At 72.8% G+C, this 19,971-nt stretch carries 18 protein-coding genes and 1 pseudogene; 14 read left to right on the forward strand and 5 right to left on the reverse strand.

The features are described from left to right. Positions 1–31: 31 nt before the first annotated feature. The 3 genes from ACZ619_RS38180 to ACZ619_RS38190 all read left to right on the forward strand — a co-directional run bounded on the left by ACZ619_RS38180 (position 32) and on the right by ACZ619_RS38190 (position 2,642). On the forward strand, positions 32–781 hold the full coding sequence (locus ACZ619_RS38180; RefSeq protein ID WP_469609240.1) for a SpoIIAA family protein: 750 nt from the start codon (positions 32–34) through the stop codon (positions 779–781). 80 nt (positions 782–861) lie between these two features. Continuing rightward, complete coding sequence (locus tag ACZ619_RS38185; protein WP_469609242.1) at positions 862–1,320, forward strand: CBS domain-containing protein; 459 nt, start codon at positions 862–864, stop codon at positions 1,318–1,320. 170 nt (positions 1,321–1,490) lie between these two features. After that, positions 1,491–2,642, forward strand: coding sequence for a cation:proton antiporter (locus ACZ619_RS38190; RefSeq protein ID WP_469609244.1), 1,152 nt, complete (start codon positions 1,491–1,493; stop codon positions 2,640–2,642). 568 nt (positions 2,643–3,210) lie between these two features. Here the strand turns inward: ACZ619_RS38190 and ACZ619_RS38195 are convergent. Continuing rightward, the gene (locus tag ACZ619_RS38195) at positions 3,211–3,402 is read right to left on the reverse strand and encodes a hypothetical protein (RefSeq protein ID WP_469609246.1); all 192 of its coding nucleotides are present in this window, start codon (positions 3,400–3,402) and stop codon (positions 3,211–3,213) included. A gap of 294 nt (positions 3,403–3,696) precedes the next feature. Here ACZ619_RS38195 and ACZ619_RS38200 point away from each other — a divergent pair, with 294 nt between their 5' ends. After that, positions 3,697–5,130, forward strand: a complete 1,434-nt coding sequence (locus tag ACZ619_RS38200) for a WD40 repeat domain-containing protein (protein WP_469609248.1) — start codon at positions 3,697–3,699, stop codon at positions 5,128–5,130. A gap of 412 nt (positions 5,131–5,542) precedes the next feature. Then, entirely contained in the window at positions 5,543–5,803 is a 261-nt protein-coding gene (locus ACZ619_RS38205; RefSeq protein ID WP_469609311.1) for a hypothetical protein, read from the forward strand. Between the two features lie 139 nt (positions 5,804–5,942). On the opposite strand, the gene ACZ619_RS38210 is transcribed toward ACZ619_RS38205, so the two are convergent. After that, the gene (locus ACZ619_RS38210; RefSeq protein WP_469609250.1) at positions 5,943–6,464 is read right to left on the reverse strand and encodes a DUF2231 domain-containing protein; all 522 of its coding nucleotides are present in this window, start codon (positions 6,462–6,464) and stop codon (positions 5,943–5,945) included. Between the two features lie 759 nt (positions 6,465–7,223). On the opposite strand from ACZ619_RS38210, the gene ACZ619_RS38215 reads away from it, so the two are divergent. The 3 genes from ACZ619_RS38215 (at position 7,224) to ACZ619_RS38225 (ending at position 9,322) form a co-directional block, all read left to right on the forward strand. Further along, positions 7,224–7,511: a DUF1876 domain-containing protein gene (locus ACZ619_RS38215; RefSeq protein WP_469609252.1), complete on the forward strand. Its 288-nt coding sequence runs from the start codon at positions 7,224–7,226 to the stop codon at positions 7,509–7,511. A gap of 81 nt (positions 7,512–7,592) precedes the next feature. Further along, the gene (locus ACZ619_RS38220; RefSeq protein WP_469609254.1) at positions 7,593–8,489 is read left to right on the forward strand and encodes a pyridoxamine 5'-phosphate oxidase family protein; all 897 of its coding nucleotides are present in this window, start codon (positions 7,593–7,595) and stop codon (positions 8,487–8,489) included. A 74-nt stretch (positions 8,490–8,563) separates the two neighbouring features. Further along, entirely contained in the window at positions 8,564–9,322 is a 759-nt protein-coding gene (locus ACZ619_RS38225; protein WP_469609257.1) for a hypothetical protein, read from the forward strand. Positions 9,323–9,352: 30 nt separating this feature from the next. Here the strand turns inward: ACZ619_RS38225 and ACZ619_RS38230 are convergent, their stop codons facing one another. After that, a complete protein-coding gene (locus ACZ619_RS38230) occupies positions 9,353–10,051 on the reverse strand; it encodes a CBS domain-containing protein (RefSeq protein WP_469609259.1) in 699 nt (232 codons plus the stop codon). Between the two features lie 39 nt (positions 10,052–10,090). Continuing rightward, positions 10,091–11,898: pseudogene (locus tag ACZ619_RS38235) on the reverse strand (sensor histidine kinase). Between the two features lie 931 nt (positions 11,899–12,829). On the opposite strand from ACZ619_RS38235, the gene ACZ619_RS38240 reads away from it, so the two are divergent. The 6 genes from ACZ619_RS38240 to ACZ619_RS38265 all read left to right on the forward strand — a co-directional run bounded on the left by ACZ619_RS38240 (position 12,830) and on the right by ACZ619_RS38265 (position 19,504). Continuing rightward, a complete protein-coding gene (locus ACZ619_RS38240) occupies positions 12,830–13,711 on the forward strand; it encodes a universal stress protein (protein ID WP_469609262.1) in 882 nt (293 codons plus the stop codon). A gap of 110 nt (positions 13,712–13,821) precedes the next feature. Further along, positions 13,822–14,811: an Acg family FMN-binding oxidoreductase gene (locus tag ACZ619_RS38245; RefSeq protein WP_469609265.1), complete on the forward strand. Its 990-nt coding sequence runs from the start codon at positions 13,822–13,824 to the stop codon at positions 14,809–14,811. 80 nt (positions 14,812–14,891) lie between these two features. Further along, positions 14,892–15,356 carry a CBS domain-containing protein gene (locus ACZ619_RS38250; RefSeq protein ID WP_469609267.1) on the forward strand — a complete coding sequence of 155 codons (465 nt, stop codon included), beginning with the start codon at positions 14,892–14,894 and terminating at the stop codon, positions 15,354–15,356. After that, positions 15,346–18,195 carry a cation-translocating P-type ATPase gene (locus tag ACZ619_RS38255; RefSeq protein WP_469609270.1) on the forward strand — a complete coding sequence of 950 codons (2,850 nt, stop codon included), beginning with the start codon at positions 15,346–15,348 and terminating at the stop codon, positions 18,193–18,195. The genes ACZ619_RS38250 and ACZ619_RS38255 overlap by 11 nt, the downstream gene beginning before the upstream one ends. Next, a complete protein-coding gene (locus tag ACZ619_RS38260; protein WP_469609272.1) occupies positions 18,192–18,851 on the forward strand; it encodes a potassium channel family protein in 660 nt (219 codons plus the stop codon). The genes ACZ619_RS38255 and ACZ619_RS38260 overlap by 4 nt, the downstream gene beginning before the upstream one ends. After that, complete coding sequence (locus ACZ619_RS38265; RefSeq protein WP_469609274.1) at positions 18,848–19,504, forward strand: potassium channel family protein; 657 nt, start codon at positions 18,848–18,850, stop codon at positions 19,502–19,504. The genes ACZ619_RS38260 and ACZ619_RS38265 overlap by 4 nt, the downstream gene beginning before the upstream one ends. Before the next feature lie 8 nt (positions 19,505–19,512). On the opposite strand, the gene ACZ619_RS38270 is transcribed toward ACZ619_RS38265, so the two are convergent. Then, positions 19,513–19,956 carry a universal stress protein gene (locus ACZ619_RS38270; RefSeq protein ID WP_469609276.1) on the reverse strand — a complete coding sequence of 148 codons (444 nt, stop codon included), beginning with the start codon at positions 19,954–19,956 and terminating at the stop codon, positions 19,513–19,515. Positions 19,957–19,971 lie beyond the last annotated feature (15 nt).

Here is a 19,971-nt window from a genome sequence, read left to right on the forward strand (position 1 = left end):
ATGAGTCCCCCCCCTGCGAAGGGAGAACCGCATGCTTCGCACAGCCCAGGACGTGCCCTCGGGGGTCGACGCGATCACCGCGGTCGGCACGGTGTCGAGGGACGACTACAGGACAGTGGTCGAGCCGCTCATCGACGAGGCGCGCAGGAGAGGCCGTCGTATCCGGCTGCTGTGGGAGTGCGGTACGGAGTTCCGGTCGTTCACGCCGGCCGCCGGGTGGGAGGACCTCAAGGTCGGGCTCGGCTCCATGCGGCTCTTCGAGGGATGCGCCGTGGTCACCGACATCCGGTGGATCCGGGAGTCGACCCGGCTCGCGCGTTTCCTGATGCCCTGTCCTGTGCGCGTGTTCGCCATCCGTGACCGTGGGGAGGCGTTGAGGTGGCTGGTCTCACTGCCGGAAGGTCCCGGTATCGCCCACCGGCTCCTGTCCGAGGCCGGAGTCGTCGTGGTCGAGGTCGAAGCGCCTTTGCGTGCGCAGGACTTCGACGCGCTGGCGCAGACCGTCGACGGCTGGCTCGAAACCCACGACGCGCTGTCCGGTGTCGTGCTGCACGTACGCGGTTTCCCTGGTTGGGAGAACGTCGGCAGCCTGCTGCGGCATGTGCGTTTCGTCCGCGACCACCATCGCGAGGTCGGCAGGGTGGCACTGGCCGCCGATGCCAGGTTCGCCGAACTGGCGCCCCGCCTCGCGCGTCACGTCGTCCAGGCCGAAGTACGGCGATTCGCGTACGACGCACTCGACGACGCCGTCGCCTGGGCCGCTCGTCCACCCGCCGGATAGGTCCCGGAGGGCGCACGGCCCGCACGGGATCCGAACGGGCCTCGCACGCCTGGGCAGAGGGAGAGGGCAGGGACCAGGTCTTGCTGATCCAGCACGTCATGAACGCGCCGCCGGCCACGGTGCTCGCGACGGAGTCGCTCCTGGACGCGGCACGCCGCATGGCGGAGGCCGGCGTGGGCGCCCTGCCCGTGGTGAACGGCGACGCGGTGACCGGAATCGTGACCGACCGGGACCTGGTGGTACGGGCGATGGCCCGCGGACTGCCGACCCTCACATCGGTGGAAGCGATCATGTCTGCGGCGCCCGCCACCGTGGAGGCGGACACGACCGTCGCGGTCGCCGTCATGAAAATGCGTGCGGCACAGGTCCGTCATCTTCCGGTGGTGGCCGAGAGCCGTCTCATCGGCATGGTCTCCTTCGACGACCTGTTCTGGCGGCTGACCCAGGAACTCGCGGACCTGGCTGCCGTCGTCGATGCCGCCCGGAAGATCCCGGAGACCTTTCACGGCACGAGCAAGGCACCGCTGCTGGACGATTGAAGACGTCCCGGCGCACGGCCGTGGGCTCCCAGGTGCCGGCCCGCTCCGGCTGGTCACCGACTCGGCGTGGGTCCGTTCGCCCGGAGCCGTTCGTCGTGGGGCCGGCAGCGATACTGGCCGGACACGGCAGGCCGTCCGGGGTCCGCCGTACGGACGGGCAGAGGTACGGCGTGGATTTCGCGACGTTGACGGTGATCTCGGCGGCGGCGCTGCTGGGCCCGCTCCTTGCGTCGCCGCGGCGTTGGCGGATGCCCGTCGTCGTGGGGGAGCTGGCAGCGGGGGTGCTGCTGGGCCCCAGCGTGGTCGGCTATCTCCGGCCCGGTGACGGCACGTTCGCGTTCCTGGCGGACATCGGCTTCGCTCTGGTGATGTTCGTGGCCGGGTCGCACGTCCCGGTCCGGGATCCCGGCCTGCGTTCGGGACTGCGGGTCGGTGCCCTTCGTACCCTGCTCGTCGCCGTGCTGGCGGCGCCGGCCGGACTCGGTGTCGCCGCGCTGTTCGGTACCGGGCATGCCGCCCTGTACGCGGTGCTGCTGGCCTCCTCGTCGGCCGCGCTGATCCTGCCGGTGATCGACTCGTCACGGCTGACGGGCACGGCGGTGCTGGAACTGCTGCCACAGGTGGCCCTCTCGGACACCGCCTGCATCGTGGCGCTGCCCCTGGTCATCGACGCGCAGCGGGCCGGCCGCGCGGCGCTGGGCGCGCTGGCCGTGACCGGCTGCGCGGCCGTCTGTTTCGTGATCCTGCGTCATTTCGAGCGGACCGGAGGACGGCGGCGCCTGCACCGGCTCTCCCAGGACCGCAAGTGGGCCCTCGAACTGCGCATCAGTCTGGCGATCGCCTTCGCCCTGGCCGCGGTCGCGGTGCGCACGCATGTCTCGATCATGCTCGCGGGGTTCAGTCTGGGACTGGTGGTCGCGGCCATCGGGGAACCGCGGCGACTGGCCCGCCAGCTCTTCGCGGTGACGGAGGGGTTCTTCGGCCCGTTGTTCTTCCTGTGGCTGGGCGCCTCGCTCGAACTGAGCCAACTGGGCCGGCATCCCTCGTTCATCCTGCTCGGGCTACTGCTCGGAACCGCCGCGGTCGCGGTGCACGCCACGATGCGGCTGACCCGCCAGCCGACCTCGCTCGCGGTACTCTCCGCGGCTCAGTTGGGCGTACCCGTGGCAGCCGCGACACTCGGCTCCCAACTGCACGTGCTCAAGCCCGGCGAAGCGGCCGCCCTGATGCTCGCGGCACTGGTGACGATCGCGGCCGCCGGCGTCGCGGGAGGCATCGCCGCCAGGTCCTCGCCGACGCCCACCCCTGGCACACAGGAGTAGCCCCCAGGAGGGGCTCGCGGACCGGACGTGAGCGGGGAGTTCGGCAAACCTGGCGGCTGATGGCAACCGCTAACCGCAGCGCCTGAACCCAGCGAGCTCGGCCGGCGCGTAGGGCGGCGCGGCTGTCGGCCCTACGGCTCTGCTGCTGATGAGGTCTCTGCAGCAAGATCAAAGGGGTTCCACCGCCGGCTGCTCGTAAGCACGTCGTCCAGAGACATTCGACGGGGGTCGGCCTGCAGGTGCTGGACGGACAGCCCAGCCGCAGGCCCCGGCACGAGAACACCCCCTACCCCGGTCTGCCGTGAAGGCGACCGGACGGGGCAGGCGTCCTCGGCCGGTCCCGGGGCCAGCTCTTGGGTGTCAGGACGGTCTGACCTGTTTGCCCCGTCCGTTCCCGGACTCGGCCGGCGGCCATCCTGAGGAACTCGGCAGCACGGCCGTTCCGGGTAGGGAACAGCAGAAGACTGCCGAACCCCTCGGGTGCTGATCTCGGATGCGACGCCGATCGTCGCATCCTCCTGCCCTCATACCGGAGCATCCTGTACCAGCCGTTTCCGATGCGACCTGGCTACCGGATGAGACTGCGCAGGGCTGGGATGCTGCCGCCGGCGCTGGTGATGCCAGCAGCGGCGGCAGCGGCCGCAGGAGCGCCACTGAAGGCGGTCAGGGCTCCCAGGACGACGCCGATGACGAACGCGATCAGCAGGACGACGGCGGTGTGGAGAGACAAGAACGGCTGGTGGTTCTCCGGTGTGGTCATATCTCGAATCTGCACCACCCAAGGCTCTGACCAGGCCAGACGGAACAACCCTGGAGAACCTCGAACAGCACACCTATGACGCCGGACAGCAGCCGTCTCCCTCGGAACGCCTACTGGCGTTCTGAGATGTTCAGGAATGTTCCGTGAAGTTCAGCGGGGAGAGTCCGGCCCTCTCTAGGCTGACCTGTCACAAATACGGCACGGGGAGTAGCGATGGAGTCGCCGGACGCGACAGGCAGATACGAGGAACTCCTTCGAGAGCAGGCCAGAAAGCTCACGGAGCTAAGAGTCCGCGTGGGAAACCCCTCCTTACGCGACATCAACAAACGGGCCCGGAATCTGTTCGACAACGAGACGACTCCCCCTTCTCTTGCCGTACTCAGCGGAATTTTCAATGGCGGATATGCCAGTCTGGACAGACTGCTGTGCCTCGTACGCACCCTCATGTCCTGGGACCGCTTCGGCAAGGACTGCGCCCCTCCCGCCTACGGCGACCCTCAGCTCGACCCCTGGCACGACAGTTGGCAGACGCTCACCAACGCCCGCCCTCCACGCCAGCGCACACGCCCCGCGGCGCTTCTCGCACCGGCCTCGACGCCAGTAGCTGAGGCTGCGTCGCTCCCGCCCGCCGGCATCTCCAACCACGTCAAGACAAAGCCCACCGCGTCCGACAGCACCCTCCTCGCCGCCGGCAGCCACGACGAGACGGCGCCGCTGCACGAGCGAAACCAGTCAGAACAACCGAGGAAACCCTTGGCCATGCGGGCATTGGCTCGCCTTCTCCAAAAGAGCTGCCCCATCCCTCTACCTACCATCACAGCAGGGGCACCTGTGGATCCGGTGGTGTTCTCGCCCGACGGCGCCCTCCTCGCCTCCGGCAGTGACGACGGCAAAGTGCGGCTGTGGGATCTGACCGCCCCTCAACAGGTTGGTGAGCTTCTCACTGACCACTGGGGCCAGATTTTCGCGGTGGCGTTCTCACCCGACGGCACCCTCCTCGCCACCGGCGGCCACGATGGCACGGTCCGGCTGTGGGATCCCCGCACCCACCAACAGACCGGCGCTCTCCTCACGGGCCACCAGGTCCTTGTCTTTGCCGTGGCGTTCTCACCCGACGGCACCCTCCTCGCCACCGGCGGCCACGACGGCACCGTCCGGCTGTGGAATCTCACCACCCACCAACAGACCGGCGAACCCCTCACAGGCCACCAGGGGCAGGTCTTTGCCGTGGCGTTCTCACCCGACGGCACCCTCCTCGCCACCGGCAGCCGCGACGGAACAGCGCGGCTGTGGAATCTCACCACCCACCAACAGACCGGCGAACCCCTCACAGGCCACCAAGGCGGGACCACCGGGGTGACGTTCTCTCCAGGCGGCACTCTCCTGGCTACCGGTGGCCTTGATCGCAAGGTACGGCTATGGGATCTCACCGTTCATCCGCCCACCGGTGAAATCCTGACAGGTCATCAGGGCGCGGTCTCGAGTGTGACGTTCTCGCCAGACGGCACTCTCCTTGCCTCCGGCAGCCTCGATGGCATGGTGCGCCTGTGGAATCCCACCACGCGCCAACAGGTCGGCGAACCCCTCACAGGCCACCAAGGCGCGGTCTCCGGAGTGGCGTTCTCACCAGACGGCGCCCTCCTCGCCTCCGGCAGTGACGACGGCACAGTCCAAATGTGGGTGGCTTCCGTTGCGTCCCTCACGACCGAGTACCGTTCCAACCACTAAAAATCGCCCTGCAGGAGAGCTTTTCCTTGATTCTCGTAGAGCGATCCCGAGCCCGTCCGCCCAGGCACCGTCAATTTTGGACGGCCAACCACTGACCGAGTGCCCTCACCACGCCTGGCACCGCCCCAGGCCCACACGCATTCAAATGTGCACGCTCTCCACACAGACTCCCACCGCCCATACGACCCGGCGAACATACGCCCTCGTTCGAACACCTCAGCCGCGCGCGCATAATGGCTCCTCCACACGGAAGGAGAGCGCACAGGAAATCCGGTTCACGGCATCACGTATTCCGACCGGACGTCACTGCGGGATGCACGAAAGCGCGCCGTCATCGCATCCGAAAGCAACGAACGGAGCGAAGTGTGGGTGGTACCTCAAAGGAATCCGCAAGAGAACGGAGAGCCTCGTGGTGATCAAGACCATGCACGACATGGGCATCCGCAGCGAACACGCCTACCTCGCCGGGATCGCGTCCATCGGCCTCAGCTTCGCGTCCTGGCTCACCAGTCTCAAGGCCGAGCAGGCCGGCCTCGAGCGTGCCGACCGATGGGGCATCTTCGTCGGCGAGTGGGCACCGACCTTCATGGCCCTCGGCCTCGCACTCTCCCACTACGAACAGCAGGAAGGCACGCTCGACGGCTCCCTGCACGTGGTGAAGCAGGCCGGCTGATCTGACGGCCCCCGCGCGGCCCCCGCCTCGCATGGGACGCGGGGTGCGACAGGGCCGGACGGGGACGTGTCCCCGGGGGCTTCACCGGCGGGGGCCTGATGGGAAGGCCGGTGCGCCCAGACATCCCCGTGGGACTACGTCAGTGATCCGTGTCGCCGCCGGAGGCCGTTCGGGAGAAGCCGTCGTGCCATGCCGCCTTCGCACCGGAGTCTCCGATGCGGTAGACGTCCACGACGGCGCCGACCGCCACCGCGAGTGAGAGGACCACCGCTGCCACGCGCACCGGCACGGCAGTCCAGAAGGAGCCGCTCGCGGGCGCCGGGGCGGGATCCGTTCGAGTGGCGGGGCGGCCGGCCCACCAGATCAGGGCCGCCAGAACGAACAGGCCCGCGGCCCACGGCAGCAGGCCGTCGCCGAGTTCGGTGTGCCGCCGCACCAGGGCGTTGTCCGTGACGCGTCGCTCCAGCCACTCACCCGCCTGCGTGGTGAGCGGCACGCTGACCAGCGTGACCAGCGCCAGCAGCGGCAGCACCGCGCCCATGCGTCGGGCGGCCCGCCCGGAGACCGCCGCGGCCACGAGCGCCAGCGCCGTCAGGGGGACGAGCACCACGACGAGGTGCACCAGCAGGATGTGTGCGGGCAAGCCGTTTATCAGGGTCATCAACGGGTCCTTGGAGGAGTTGGCCGGGAAGCGGTGGGCTGCGAAGGCGCGCCAGCGTCGCACAGGAACTTCTCAGTAACCTCTCAAGGCCGTTGGACACGGGACCCACGGTCCCCCTGGGTGCCGTTCGGCCCCATCCGGCCGGTCCGGCGAAGGGGCGAGGCTGGGGTGTGCGGACACCGAAGCCTCGGACGGAGGGGCCATGAACGGACGTACGCGAGTCGAGCCACGTGGCAAGCCCGCCCGCTGCGGCGCCAGGTTGCCGCCTCGCAGGGCCGCGCACCTCAGGGTCAGGCGTCCGGCCTTTGGTTCCGTGCGTCTCTCCGCCGGGGTGACGACCGGCGAGGACCTGCTCCTGCTGCCGGACGGTACCTGGCGGCGTGTCGAGACGGTCCGGGTGCGCGCTCTGTTCGGCTGACACGGACATGAGGGCCGGGCCCTGGAAAACCTTTCGGTCGCGGCGCAGCGCCTCGGCCGCAAGGGCGTTCCGGGTCCGACGCCGGTCCGGGAGGGCCGTTCGGCCCTGTGCCCGGGGGCCGGCGCCGTCCGAGAGTGAGGAGTGAGAGAAGGGGACCGGAACGCGGCCCACCGGAGGCGGAGGCCTGACGGTCGGCTCCCCGGCCAGCCGCCCACACCCATGGGTGGCATGTGACACAGCACTGCGGTGCCGTGTCACATGCCCCGCGCGGCGCGGCGGACGGGCCGGCGCGGTCACCGCGGGCCGAGGCACCACGGTCGCGCGGAGACGAGGAGAGAACGATGGCGCACACAGAGCAGTGGAAGGTCCGTCTGCACCTCTTCGAGGACGAGGACGGGACGACGAAGGCGCAGGTGTCGCTGGACACCGGCACCACGGAACTCGTCGGCCGGGGTACCGCGCACCGCAACCCCGCCGACGCGAACGTGCCGGAGATCGGCGACGAACTGGCCGCGAGCAGGGCCATGGAGGATCTCGGCCACCAGTTGCTGGTCATCGCCCGGAACGACGTCGAGGGTGTGGCCGGCCCCCGGGCGAGCGCTCCGCAGAGCGCCGGCTGGGCCATGTAGCCGGGTTGCACCTGCGGACCGGCCCGCGCCCTGGGCAGGCCGGGCGGCAAGGCTCTGGAACAGCGGAGAGGAGCAGCGGTCATGCGAGCTCACCTCGGCGACCGGCTCGTCGTGGAAAGTCAGGCGACCGGCGTCACCAGACGCGACGGTGAGATCGTCGGACTCCACCACGAGGACGGCACACCCCCCTATGACGTGCGCTGGTCGGACACGGACGACGTGACGCTCGTGTTCCCCGGCCCCGACGCGCACGTCCAGCATTTGGGCTCGCCTCCGGCCGGTGCGGCCGGTGCGGTGCCCGCATCCGTGACAGCTCCGGCCGGCGGCGCGCAGGGCCCGGGCGACATCGGCCGGCGCGTGGCCGTCGAACGCCGCAGGCTCGGACTGAGCCGGCAGGAGACGGCCCGCCGGGCCGGGATGTCCCCCGAGTACCTGGCGTACCTGGAGGAAAGGCCCGGCACGCCGACTCCGGCGGCCCTCATCAGGCTGGGCGACGCGCTGGGCACCACCTCCGCCGCGCTGCGCGGCGGAGGGCTGGAGCTGCCGCCCGGTCAGGGCCGCGCGCTGCTGCACCCCCGGCTGCGGGACCTCGGCCCGCAGGAGTGCCGCAGGCTGCTGTCCACCCACGGCGTGGGACGACTCGCCGTCACGGCTCCTGACGGGCACCCTGCGGTGATTCCGCTGAACTACGACGTGGTCGACGACGCCATCGTCTTCCGGACCGCACCCCGGTCGATGGCCGCGACGGCCGCGGAGACGGAGGTCGCCTTCGAGGTGGACCACGTCGACGAGGCGCTGAGCCGGGGCTGGAGTGTGCTGGCCGTCGGACCCGCGACCGTGGTGACGGAGCCGGAGACGGTGCGCAGGCTCGAACGCGCCGCGCACACCACACCGTGGGCGGGCGGTCGGCGCGAGATGTGGGTGTCGATCCGGCCGACGAGACTGACCGGCCGGCGGATCACACCGGCCGACGGCTAGCGGGGCGTCACGGCGGGCGCGGTGAACGGTGTGCCGTGCCCGCCGGGGCCGCGGACCGAACGGCGGTGAGAACGATGGGCAGGAACAGAGGGCGACGCACGGCGGTGGCCGTGGCGGCAGCCGCCGTCGCGGTGGCCGCCGCGGGCACGGGCCTGTGGGCCGTGGCGCGGGACACCGGGGGCACGGGTGTTCCGGGTGGTTCCCACAGCGCCTACGGCCTCTCCGGCGGGCGTTCCTCCTGGTACGGCGGATGCGGGGGCCACGGTCCCTCGGACCGGGGCATGATGCGCGACCGCGGTGACCTCGATGGTGCCTGGACGGGCCCGGCCATGATGGGCGGCGGTCTCTGCGGGCTCGCTGGCAACGGGCACCGGGTGACCTCGCTCGCGGCGGCCCGGGTCCGGGCCCAGGACTTCGCCGATCTGCTCGGTCTGCGTGTGGGCGAGGTCATGGAGTTCTCGCGCAACTTCTACGCCGAGCTGAACACCGCCTCCGGCCGGGGCGCCACCGAGGTTCTGGTCGACCCCCACGACGGGGCCGTCCGGCTGGAGTACGGCCCGGCGATGATGTGGAACACCCAGTACGGCATGCACCGCTTCGCCGACGGCGCGAACCGTGTCTCGGCCACCGAGGCCCGTACGATCGCCCGCGACTGGCTGGACGGTCACCGCGCGGGCTGGACGCCGGGCAGGGCCGACGCGTTTCCCGGCTACTACACCCTGCACCTCCTCGACGGGGGCAGGATCACCGGGATGCTGTCGGTCAACGCGGCCACCGGCCAGGTCTGGTACCACGGCTGGCACGGGGACTTCGTCGCGATGAGCGACGGCTGAGGCCGAACAGGTCCGGTACGCCCCTCCCCGTCAGGCACAACCGCTCGGCCCCGGCTCCGGCGGCCCGGCGGCGGTACCCGGCCGACGGCGTCGGCCGGTCAGGGCGCAGTGGACGTCGACGACTCCCGGTACGGACCGGGCCAGCAGCGTGGCGAGCGGGACGAGCACCGTGTCCTCGACCCGCCCGGTGAGCGTGACGACCCCGGCCCGCACCTCGACACGCACGGGCGCCGGGTAGGTGCCGAAGAGGTGCCCGGACACGGTCCGCCGTACGTCCTCGGCGATGTCCTCGTCGTCGCGCAGGAAGATCTTCAGGAGGTCGGAGCGGCTGACGATGCCCTCGATCGCGCCGTCGTGGCCGACGACCGGCAGCCGCTTCACTCCCCGGCGCGCCATGAGCCGGGCTGCGTGGCCGAGCGTGGCGCCGGGCGGCACGGTGACGGCGGGGGCGGTCATCAGCTCGTCGGCGGTCACCGCCTCCGCCTTGCGGGCGTCGGCCGGGTGCCGTGTCCGGTCCCGCGGTTCCTCCGGGCCCTCGCGCTGTGCCTCCTTGGGCAGCAGGTCCGCCTCCGAGACGACACCGATGACGTGCCCGTGGGAGTCCAGCACGGGCAGGGCGCTGACGTGCCAGTCCCGCATGGTCCGCACGATGTCCTTGAAGGACGCGCCCCCACGCAGGGCGACGACCGTGCGGGTCATCACGTCGTTCACGGTCGGGGTGCCGTCCATGGCGCCCTCCAGCTGTTCCGATGCCGTTGCCGGACCTCTTCAGCCTGCACCGGGAAAGCCGTTCGGGGCTTGGGCCGAGTGGCCCGTGCGGGGACCGGACGGAACGGGCGGCGGGTCTTCGGCCCGGCCTCCGGACGGCTGCGCCGGGGGCAGCGGGATCCGCAGTTCCAGCGCGGTTCCGCCGCCCTCGGGACGGAACACCGTCAGCCGGCCGCCGAGCCGTCGCGCGCGCTCGGCGAGGGTGCGCGGGCCGCCGTCGCGCTCTCCGTCCGAAGGGGCCGTCCCGTCGTCCGTGACCGCGAGGACCACCTCGCGGCCGTCCGTCGTGAGCGCCACCCGCGCGCGGCCGGCGCCGGCGTGCCGGGCGACACCCGCGAGGGCGTCGGAGAGCACCGCCAGGACCTGGTCGGCGGTCTCGCGCGGCACGCCGGTGTCCAGCAGGCCCTCGATCCGCAGGCTCGGTGTGAAGCCGAGCGTGGGAACGGCCTCACCCACCGCCTCCACCGCCCGTGCCCGCAGCCCGCGCCCTCGTGCGTCCGCAGGCCGAAGATGGCCGACCTGATGATCTTTATGGTCTCGTCGAGGTCGGCGACGGCCCGGCCGACCCGGTCCGCGGCGGCCGGGTGCCCGATGGAGCGTTCCGTGCTCTGCAATGTCATCCCGGTGGCGAACAGGCGCTGGATGGCCAGGTCGTGCAGGTCGCGGGCGATCCGGTCGTGGTCGCGGAGCAGCGCGACGCGTTCGGCTTCCTGCCGGTGGTCGGCCAGTTCCATCGCCAGGGCCGCCTGCGCGGCGAATCCCTGCAGCAGCTCGGTCTCCGGTCGCGAGAACGCGGTGTCGCCGGTCTCACGGGCCAGCAGGACCACGCCCCGGGTGCCGCCTCCGGGCGTGCCGACGGGGACGGCGACGGCAGGGCCGAGTCCCCTGAAACGCGGAGGTTCCGGTGAGATGCGGGGGTCGTGGACGACGTCGTCGCTGGTGACCGGGGCGGCGGCGCTGTAGGCCAGCCCCATCAGGCTCTCGTGCAGGGGCAGCACCAGCCCGCGGTGGTCGTCGGCGTCGAGTCCGACGGCGATCTCCACGGTGAGGGCCTTGGCCTCGGGCATCGGCAGCGCGACCGCAGCCAGCGCCGAGCGGGTGATCTCGCGGCACCGTTCGGCGATGAGGCCGAGCGCCTCGGCACGCGGGCTGCCGGACATGAGGCTGTGGGTGATCTCGGCGTTCGCCCTCAGCCAGCGTTCCCGCAGTTGCGAGCGCGCGTACAGCCGGGCGTTGTCGATGGCCATGCCCGCGGCCACGGCCAGTGTCGCCACCACCGCCTCGTCCTGCTCGTCGAACGCGGCTCCGCCCCGTTTCCCAGTGAGGTAGAGGGTGCCGAAGACCTGGCCGCGGACCCGGATCGGGACTCCCAGGAAGCTGTTCATCGGCGGGTGGTGCGGAGGGAAGCCGCAGGAGGCCGGATGGTCGCCGAGTCTGGCCAGCCGCAGCGGCCGGGGGTCGCGGATCAGCTCGCCGAGGATGCCGTGGCCCTCCGGGAGGTGGCCGATCGCGGCGGTCTGCGCCTCGGTGGCGCCGAAGGTGTGGAAGGCCGAGAGCGTCCTGCCGTCGGGGCCGATGACCCCGAAGGCGGCGTACTGCGCGTCCACGAGTGCGGAAGCCGCGCGCACGACGGTGCGCAGGGCGTGCTCCGGGTCCAGCTCCCGGCCGAGCAGCAGCACCGACTCCAGCAGGCTGCGCGAGCGGTCGCGGATGCCGCGGGCGGTGTCGAGCCGGGCCTGCAACTCTTCCAGCAGTTCGTCGAGCTGCAGGTGCGGCAGGGTTACGCGGGGACTCTCGGCGCCGGTCACCACACTCCTCCTGACCCCGTCGGTGCGTCGGAGAGGAGACGTCGGATCGCCTCTTCTCCACGGTAGCCCTCGGACCCCATAGCGGACACCGAGAGCCGTCATCAGGCGCGGGGCGGGGTGAAGCGCGCGGGACCACGGGCCTCGACGAGGTGGGGTCCGGGTTCGGCGAGCGCTGCGGTGAACTCCTCGGCGGTGGCGCGGGAGGCCGACACCCCGGGCCCCGGGCGAGTGCGGTGAAGTCCGGGCCGGGCCGGGACAGGCCCGGCAGGTCACGGCAGGCCTGGCCGGCGCCCGGGGTGTACGAGCCGCAGGCGGTCACCGGGATCAGGGCCTCGCCGGCGGTCCTGAGCACATCCGCCACCTCCGCGGTCGCGGCGGGCCGGACCAGGCAGGCGGGCCGCCGCCGTACGACGGCCGGCGACTCGTCGCCCGCGTACTCCGTCGGCATCCCCGCCCCGGCCGGCACGTGCCGGGCCCCACCGCGTCGGCCGACAGCGCCTCGATGTCCGCCATCGCACTCCCTCCCGAGCCTGGTCGGGCTCCGAGCCTGGCCGCGTCCCGCCGCCCTGCGCAGGGGCCGTCCGGCCTCGGGCCGGGGCCGGACGGACCGGTGCAAGCCCCGGCCGGCTCCGCCGGGGCCGGGGCCGACAGGTCCGGTACGGGGACCAACGGCACTGGCACCCCGGGCGGAGCGGGGTTTCCATGGAATCGGCGGCCGCAGCCCGCCGCGCCGCCGCGAAGGAGGCGAGGACGATGACCGCTCCCGCACCGCACAGGGGGCCGGACCCGGCAGTCCGCCCCGAGCAGGCCTGCTGTTCTCCGCCCGCCCGGGTCTGCGGTCGTGGGGGTGCACCGTCCGGACCCCGACGGGTGACCCTCTGTTTCCCCGGCGCTGACACCTGCGTACGGCATCCCGCGAGCGGAGGCGGCCATGAGCGGCGCGGCTGAGCGCAGGCATCTCGTGGTGGGCGTGGCCCCGGACCCCGGCCTGCGGACGGCGCTCGCCTGGGCGGCCGACGAGGCCGCCCGCCGCGGGCTGCCGCTGCGCCTGGTGCACGCCGAGGGCGTGCCGACGCGCGGTTACCGCGGGCGGGAGGTCCCGCCGTCGTGGGAGGAGTGGAACGCGGCACTGCACACGGCCGGACGGCGGCTGCTCGACGAGGCCACGGAATTCGTCACGGCCCGGCACCCGGACGTCGAGGCGGACAGCCTGCTCGCCGAGGGCGACCCGGTGTGGGTGCTGCGCGAGCAGAGCCGCGGGGCCGCGGCCGTCGTGCTGGGCTCACGGCATCTGAGCCGGGCCCAGGAGGTGTTCGGCTCCGCCTCGGTGGCCGTGCCGGTCATGGCCCATGCGCGCTGTCCCGTGGTCGTCGTGCCCGAACCGGAGCACATCACCCAGGACCCCGCGTACTTCGTGGTCGGTGTCGACGGCAGCGAGCACTGCTCCGCCGCCGTCGACCTTGCCTTCGAGGAGGCGGCGCTGCACGGCGCCGGACTGCGGGCCCTGTACGTGTGGCAGACCGGGCCGATGCGGGTCTTCGACGAGTACGCACCGCAGCAGGAGGCGCGCCGGCTGCTCTCCGAGATCGTGGCCGGCCGCAAGGCCCGCTACCCGGAGGTGGACCTGCGTCACGAACTGGTGGTCGGCCATCCCGTGCAGGTGCTCACCGACGCCTCGGCCCACGCGCTGGGGCTGGTCGTCGGCACCCGTGGGCGCGGCGGGTTCACCGGCATGCTGCTGGGCTCGGTCGGCCAGGGCGTGCTGCACCACGCGCGCTGCCCCGTCCTCGCCGTTCCGTCGGCCGCGCGCTGAGCCGCCGCGGCCGTGGGTCCACCCGGCCCCTCGCCGGGTCCATGCGGCCCCTGCCCGAGCGGAGCGGTGATCGTCCAGGCTGGAGGCGGGGCCCGGCGAAGGGAGTCACCGTGACCGCTCAAGACATGGGCGCGAACATGCTCACGGCGCTGGTGGCCGACGCCACGGCGGCGCCGTCACTGCACAACGCCCAGCCCTGGAGGTTCGCTCACCTGTCCGGCGCGGGCGTGCTGCGCCTGTACGCGGACGTCTCGCGGGCGCTGCCGCACACCGATCCGGACGCCCGCGGCCTGCACATGGGCTGCGGTGCCGCCCTGTTCAACCTGCGGGTGGCCGCCGCCGCGGCCGGACGGACCCCGGTCGTACGGCTGCTGCCGGACCCGGCCGATCCGACGCTGCTGGCCGAGGTCGGCCTGGGCGCCGCCGAACCCCCCGACACCGCCCTCGCCGCCCTGCACCCGGCGATCCGGCTGCGGCACTCGAGTCGCAGGCCCTACAGCGAGCGGCCGGTACCGGCCGGGCTGAAGGACCGCCTGTACGAGGCCGCGGGCGCCGAGGGCGCGCAGCTGGTCTTCCCCGGCGCCTGGCACGTGCGGGAGGTGCTGGAGCTGGCGCAGGACGCCGAGGGCCGCGCGTCTCTCGACCCCGGCCGGCTCGCCGAGACGGCCCACTGGACGCGGACCGGGCCGCCTGGGCCCGGGCAGGCCTCGGACGGCATCCCCGCCGAGGCGTTCGGCCCCGGCAGGTACGGCCCGGCGACCCCGGTGCGCGACTTCGCCGCCGGGCGTGCGGTACCCGGACGCGGCTGGGCCGTGTTCGAGAGGAATCCGCAGATCGCCCTGTTGGGGACGGAACGCGACGGGCCCGCGGACTGGCTGTGCGCGGGGCAGGCGCTGGAGCGGGTCCTGCTGGAGGTGACGGTGGCCGGGCTGGTCGCGTCGATGGCCTCCCAGTCCCTGGAGTGGCCGGAGCTGCGGTGGGTCACCCGCGACCCGAGGTCCGGCATGGCGCACGTGCAGATGGTGATCCGGCTCGGCTACGGCCCGCAGGGGCACCCCAGCCCGCGGCGTCCGGTCTCCGAGGTGCTCGACGTCGCCTGAGCGGCGGCGCGCCCGCCACGGACCGTGCGCCGCGTTCTGCTGTTCCGTTCTTCCGTTCTTCCGTTGTGAGGAGTCACCGTATGAGGGTCTGCGAGGCGATGACCGCGCCGCCGGTGACGGTCGCCCCGGGCACACCGCTGGTGGAGGCGGCCCGGCGGATGGGCGAGGCCTCCGTGGGATCGGTCCTCGTCGTCGACGACGAGGGGATGCTGCTGGGCATCGTCACCGACCGCGACATCGTCCTGCGCGGCCTGGGCGGCGGCCTGGCCCGGGACGCGGAGGTGTCCGCGGTGATGTCGTCGGGCCGGGTGGTCACCGTCGACGCGGGTGACGACCTCCAGGCGGCCTACCGGGCGTTCCGCCGCACCGGGGTGCGCCGGCTGCCGGTCCTGGAACTGGGCCGGGTGGTGGGCGTACTGACGCTCGACGACCTGTTCCTCGACGTCTTCCGCCGGCTGGCAGACCTGCTGGGGCCGGTCGCCCGGACCGTGCTCCAGGAACCGTCCGGACCCGAGGTCACGGGCGGAGCCCCGGATGCGCTCTGATCAGGCTCCGGCGACACCCGCCGTGCGCGAGCACGACGCCTCCCGTGCGGCTCCCGGAGGACCCGCGATCGTACGGCCAAGGGCCCCGGGAAGCGGCCCCGCCCCGCTGTCCGTGCCGGCCGCGGACGTCTTCGCCGCGCTGGAGAGCACCCCACGAGGCCTCACCCCCGCCGAGGCCGCCGCGCGGCAGGTCCGGTTCGGCGCCAACGAGCTGCCCGCGGCGGCCCACGGCCGGCTCTGGAGGCGGCTGCTCGCCCAGTTCACCGACCTGTTCGCCGTCGTGCTGCTGGTCGCCTCGGCGATCACCTTCCTCGCCTATCTGCTGGGACAGCCCCGGGACACCGCCACCCTCCAGCTGGCCGTGGCGATCCTGGGCGTGGTGCTGCTCAACGCGGGCATCGGCTTCGCCCAGGAGTACTCGGCCGAGCGCACCGCCGAGTCGCTTCAGGCAATGGTGCCGCACACCTGCCGGGTGCTGCGGGACGGGGAGCCGGGGGAGGTGCCCGCGCGGGACCTGGTGCCTGGGGACGTGGTGGTCCTGGAGGCCGGGGACGCGGTGCCCGCCGACTGCCGGCTGGTCCGGGCGCAGGAGGCCGCCGTCAACAACGCGGCCCTCACCGGGGAGAGCGACGCCGTCGCCCGGGTCGCCGAACCGGTGCCGTCGGGCACGGTGCTGGAGGCGCGCAACTGCGTGTTCATGGGCACCGACCTGGTGGCGGGAACCGCGGAGGCCGTGGTGTTCGCCACCGGGGCGTCCACCGAGTTCGGGCGGATCTTCCGGCTCACGGCGGCGGCGCCCCGGCAGCGGACGCCCTTGCAGCGTCAGGTCGCCGCCATGGCACGGCGGGTGGCCGGTGCCGCGCTGGCCACGGGGGCCGTGGTGTTCGCGCTGCGGGTGCCCAGCGGGCAGCCGTTCGTGGACACGTTCGTCTTCGCGCTGGGCGTGATGGTCGCGCTGGTCCCGGAGGGACTGCCGGCCACGCTGTCGGTGTCCCTGGCGATCGGCGTGCGCCGCATGGCCCGCCGGCACGCCCTGGTCAAGCAGCTGCTGGCGGTGGAGGCGCTGGGCTCGACCAGTGTGGTGTGCACCGACAAGACGGGCACCCTCACCCAGGCCGAGATGACCGTCGTACGGCTGTGGGCGCGCGGGGTGGCGCACGCCGTGACCGGTGTCGGGTACGCGCCCGACGGAGAGGTCGCCGAGGCGCCGCCGGTGCGGGAGCTGCTGCGGGCGGCGGCGCTGTGCGGCAACGCCCGGCTGGTGGAGCCGGCCGGGCGGGACGGGTGGCGGGTGCTGGGCGACACCACGGAGGGCGCCCTGGTGGTGGCCGCCCGGAAGGCGGGCCTGGAGCCGGCGGCGGAGGAGGACCGCACGCCCCGGGTCGCGGAGTACCCCTTCGACTCCGTGCGCAAGCTGATGAGCACGGTGCACCGCGCCGTGGACGGCTCGTACGTCGCGTACGTCAAGGGCGCGCCGCTCGAACTGCTGGCGCGCTGCACCGCCGTCGACACGGGCGGGGCGCCCGTCGCGCTGACCGACGCCGGCCGCGCCGAGGTGGCGGCGGCCGCGGACGGCATGGCCGGGCAGGGGCTGCGGGTGCTGGCGGTGGCCACGCGGCGGGTGCGCGGGCCGCGCCCGCCGATCGGTGACGTGGAGTCGGAGCTGACGCTGCTCGGGCTGGCCGGGATGTACGACCCGCCGCGGCCGGAGGTACGGGACGCGGTGGAAGCGTGCCGGCGGGCCGGGATACGGATCGTCATGGTCACCGGCGACCATCCGCTGACCGCGGAGGCCGTCGCCCGCCGTGTCGGGATCGTCGGCGGGCCGGATCCGACCGTGGTCACCGGCGCGCGGCTGGACGAACTGGACGAGGACGCACTGGACTCCCTGCTGGCGGGCTCGGCCGAGCTGCTGCTGTGCCGGGTCAGCCCCGAGCACAAGATGAGGGTGGTCACGGCGTTCCAGCGGCGGGGCGAGGTGGTCGCAGTCACCGGGGACGGCGCCAACGACGCCCCCGCGCTCAAGCACGCCGACATCGGGGTGGCCATGGGCGCCTCCGGCACCGACGTGGCCCGGGAGGCCGCGGTGATGGTGCTGCTGGACGACTCCTTCGCCTCCATCACCACCGCGGTGGGGCTGGGCCGCTCGGTCTACCGCAACATCCGCAAGTTCCTGGTCTACCTGTTCAGCCACAACATCGCCGAACTCGTACCGATCCTCGCGGCCACCTTCGCCGGCTTCCCGCTGGTACCGATCACCGCCGTCCAGGTGCTCGCCATCGACCTGGGCTCGGACGTGCTGCCGGCACTGGCGCTGGGGGCCGAGCCGGCGGAACCCGACGTGATGGACAGCCCGCCCAGGCCCCGGCAGGAACGCCTGTTCTCCGCGTCCGTCGTGGGCCGCATCCTCTTCCTGGGCGGCATCCAGGCGCTCGGGGTGTGCGCCGTCTTCTTCTGGCACATCCACGCCTCGGGCATCCCCTACGCGGACTTCACCAAGGAGACCCCCGTCTACCGGGAGGCGATCACCATGGTCCAGGCGGGCATCGTGGTCAGCCAGTTCTTCAACGCACTGGCGGTGCGCACCGACCGGCAGAGCGTGTTCAGGGCCGGGTTGCTGAGCAACCCCTGGCTGCTGGCCGCGGGCGGCTTCGGTATCGCGCTGATGGCCGCCATCAGTTACGCGCCGCCGTTGCAGGCGGTCTTCGGCACCGCCCCGCTGACCGCCGCCGACTGGGCGGTGCTGACCGCCTTCGGTGTGGTGCTGCTGGCGGCGGAGGAGGCCCGCAAGCGGGTGCTCCGCCGCCGTACGGCGGCCGGGAACGGAGGAACACCATGAGAGTGGTCATCGTGGGCTGCGGCCGGATGGGCGCCACCCTGGCCGCGCAGCTCGCCACGGAGGGACACGACGTACGGCTGGTGGACAGGAGGCCGACGGCTCGACGGCTGCTGCCCGCGGGCTTCCCCGGCGCCTTCCACGTCGGCAGTGGATTCGGCCGTCCCGTGCTGGAGGCGGCCGGGGTCGACGGTGCGGACGCCTTCGTCGCGCTCACCTCCGCCGACAACACGAACCTCGTCAGCGCGCGGACGGCGAAGGAGACCTACCGGGTCCCGATCGTCCTCGCCCGCATCCACGACCCGCGCCGTGCCGGCATCTACCAGGAGCTGGGCATCCCGGCCGTCTCCAGCGTCCGCTGGGCCGTCAGCCGCGTCCACCAGATGCTGCTGCACCGCCACCTCACTCCGGAACTCGTCTTCGGCAACGGCGAGACGCTGCTGGTCCGCTCGGAGATCCCGGACTACCTCGCGGGACGCCCGCTCGGCGCGTTCGACGTCGACGGTGAGATCCGGGTCGTGGAGATCACGCGGGCCGGCCGCTCGCTGCTGCCCGCGCACGGGCTGCCGGCCGAACCCGGTGACCTGGTCACCTTCGCGGTCGCGGCGACCGCGCTCGGCAGGCTGCGCGGATTCCTCGACAAGGAGCTGGGAACATGAAGGTCCTGATCGCCGGAGCGGGCCGCCTGGGCGCCCAGATCGCCCGGGTGCTGGCCGCCGCGCACCACGACGTCACCCTCGTCGAGCGCGACGACGAGCGGCTGGCGGAACTCGACGGACTGCCGCGGGTGCGGCTGGTCGCGGGTGACGCCTCCGAGCCAGGTCTGCTGGAGCGCGCGGGCACCCGGACCTCCGACGTCCTCATCGCCGCCACCGGCCGCGACGAGGACAACCTGGTCATCGGCCTGCTCGCCAAACGGAGGTTCGGCGTGGCGCGGGTGGCGGCCCGGGTCAACGACGCGGAGAACGCCTGGCTCTTCGACCGGCGCTGGGGTGTGGACGTCGCGGTGCCCGCCGCCACCCCGCTGGTGTCGCTCATCGAGGAGGCCACCGGTGCCATCGACACCGTTGCGCTGCTGCGGCTGGGCAGGGCGGGCGTCGAGGTCATCGAGACCGCGATCACCGCGGAGTCCAGGGCGGCGGGACACACGCTGGGCGAGATCGCTCTGCCCGCGGGCACCGTGGTGGCGACCGTGGTGCGGGAGGGACGGCCCACCGTCCCGGTCCCGGAGGTACGGCTGCGGCCGGGTGACGAACTGCTGCTCGTCTCGCACGAGGCCACCGAGCAGGAGATCCACGCGGCCTTCCAGTAGCCGAAGCCTCACCCGCCTTCGGGGCGCACGATCACGACCGGGCAGGGCGCGTGCTGGGAGACGTGCCGGCTGACGGAGCCGAGCAGAGCGCGGGTGAAGCCGCCCCGCCCCCTGCTGCCGACCACCAGCACCTCGGCACCCTCCGCGGCCCGCAGCAGGACGTCGGAAGCGTTGCCGTGCACCAGGCGGGAGCGGACCGAAGCGGCCGCCTGTGCACCGAGCACGTCGGTCAGCTCCCGCCGCATGCGGTCGCGGGCCTCGTCCTCGTCGACGTCGAGGTCGACGGCGGGCGCCGACCAGCCGTAGAGGCCGGGCTGCTCCCACACGGCGACCGCCTCCACGAGCCCGCCCGTCAGGCGGGCGTACCGCAGCGCCCAGCGCAGGGCGTCGTACGAGGACGGCGAGCCGTCGACACCGACCACGACCCGTGGCCGGGAGACATCCGCGTCCATGTCTGCCACCTCTCC

Source organism: Streptomyces sp. NPDC104367 (genome assembly GCF_055583825.1).

Bases quoted from the DNA above. Each gene is read 5' to 3' on its own strand.
- ACZ619_RS38180 (WP_469609240.1), top strand. From the start codon at position 32: ATGCTTCGCACAGCCCAGGACGTGCCCTCGGGGGTCGACGCGATCACC.
- ACZ619_RS38195 (WP_469609246.1), bottom strand. From the start codon at position 3,402: ATGACCACACCGGAGAACCACCAGCCGTTCTTGTCTCTCCACACCGCC.
- ACZ619_RS38210 (WP_469609250.1), bottom strand. From the start codon at position 6,464: ATGACCCTGATAAACGGCTTGCCCGCACACATCCTGCTGGTGCACCTC.
- ACZ619_RS38215 (WP_469609252.1), top strand. From the start codon at position 7,224: ATGGCGCACACAGAGCAGTGGAAGGTCCGTCTGCACCTCTTCGAGGAC.
- ACZ619_RS38220 (WP_469609254.1), top strand. From the start codon at position 7,593: ATGCGAGCTCACCTCGGCGACCGGCTCGTCGTGGAAAGTCAGGCGACC.
- ACZ619_RS38225 (WP_469609257.1), top strand. From the start codon at position 8,564: ATGGGCAGGAACAGAGGGCGACGCACGGCGGTGGCCGTGGCGGCAGCC.
- ACZ619_RS38230 (WP_469609259.1), bottom strand. From the start codon at position 10,051: ATGGACGGCACCCCGACCGTGAACGACGTGATGACCCGCACGGTCGTC.
- ACZ619_RS38240 (WP_469609262.1), top strand. From the start codon at position 12,830: ATGAGCGGCGCGGCTGAGCGCAGGCATCTCGTGGTGGGCGTGGCCCCG.
- ACZ619_RS38250 (WP_469609267.1), top strand. From the start codon at position 14,892: ATGAGGGTCTGCGAGGCGATGACCGCGCCGCCGGTGACGGTCGCCCCG.
- ACZ619_RS38255 (WP_469609270.1), top strand. From the start codon at position 15,346: ATGCGCTCTGATCAGGCTCCGGCGACACCCGCCGTGCGCGAGCACGAC.
- ACZ619_RS38260 (WP_469609272.1), top strand. From the start codon at position 18,192: ATGAGAGTGGTCATCGTGGGCTGCGGCCGGATGGGCGCCACCCTGGCC.
- ACZ619_RS38265 (WP_469609274.1), top strand. From the start codon at position 18,848: ATGAAGGTCCTGATCGCCGGAGCGGGCCGCCTGGGCGCCCAGATCGCC.
- ACZ619_RS38270 (WP_469609276.1), bottom strand. From the start codon at position 19,956: ATGGACGCGGATGTCTCCCGGCCACGGGTCGTGGTCGGTGTCGACGGC.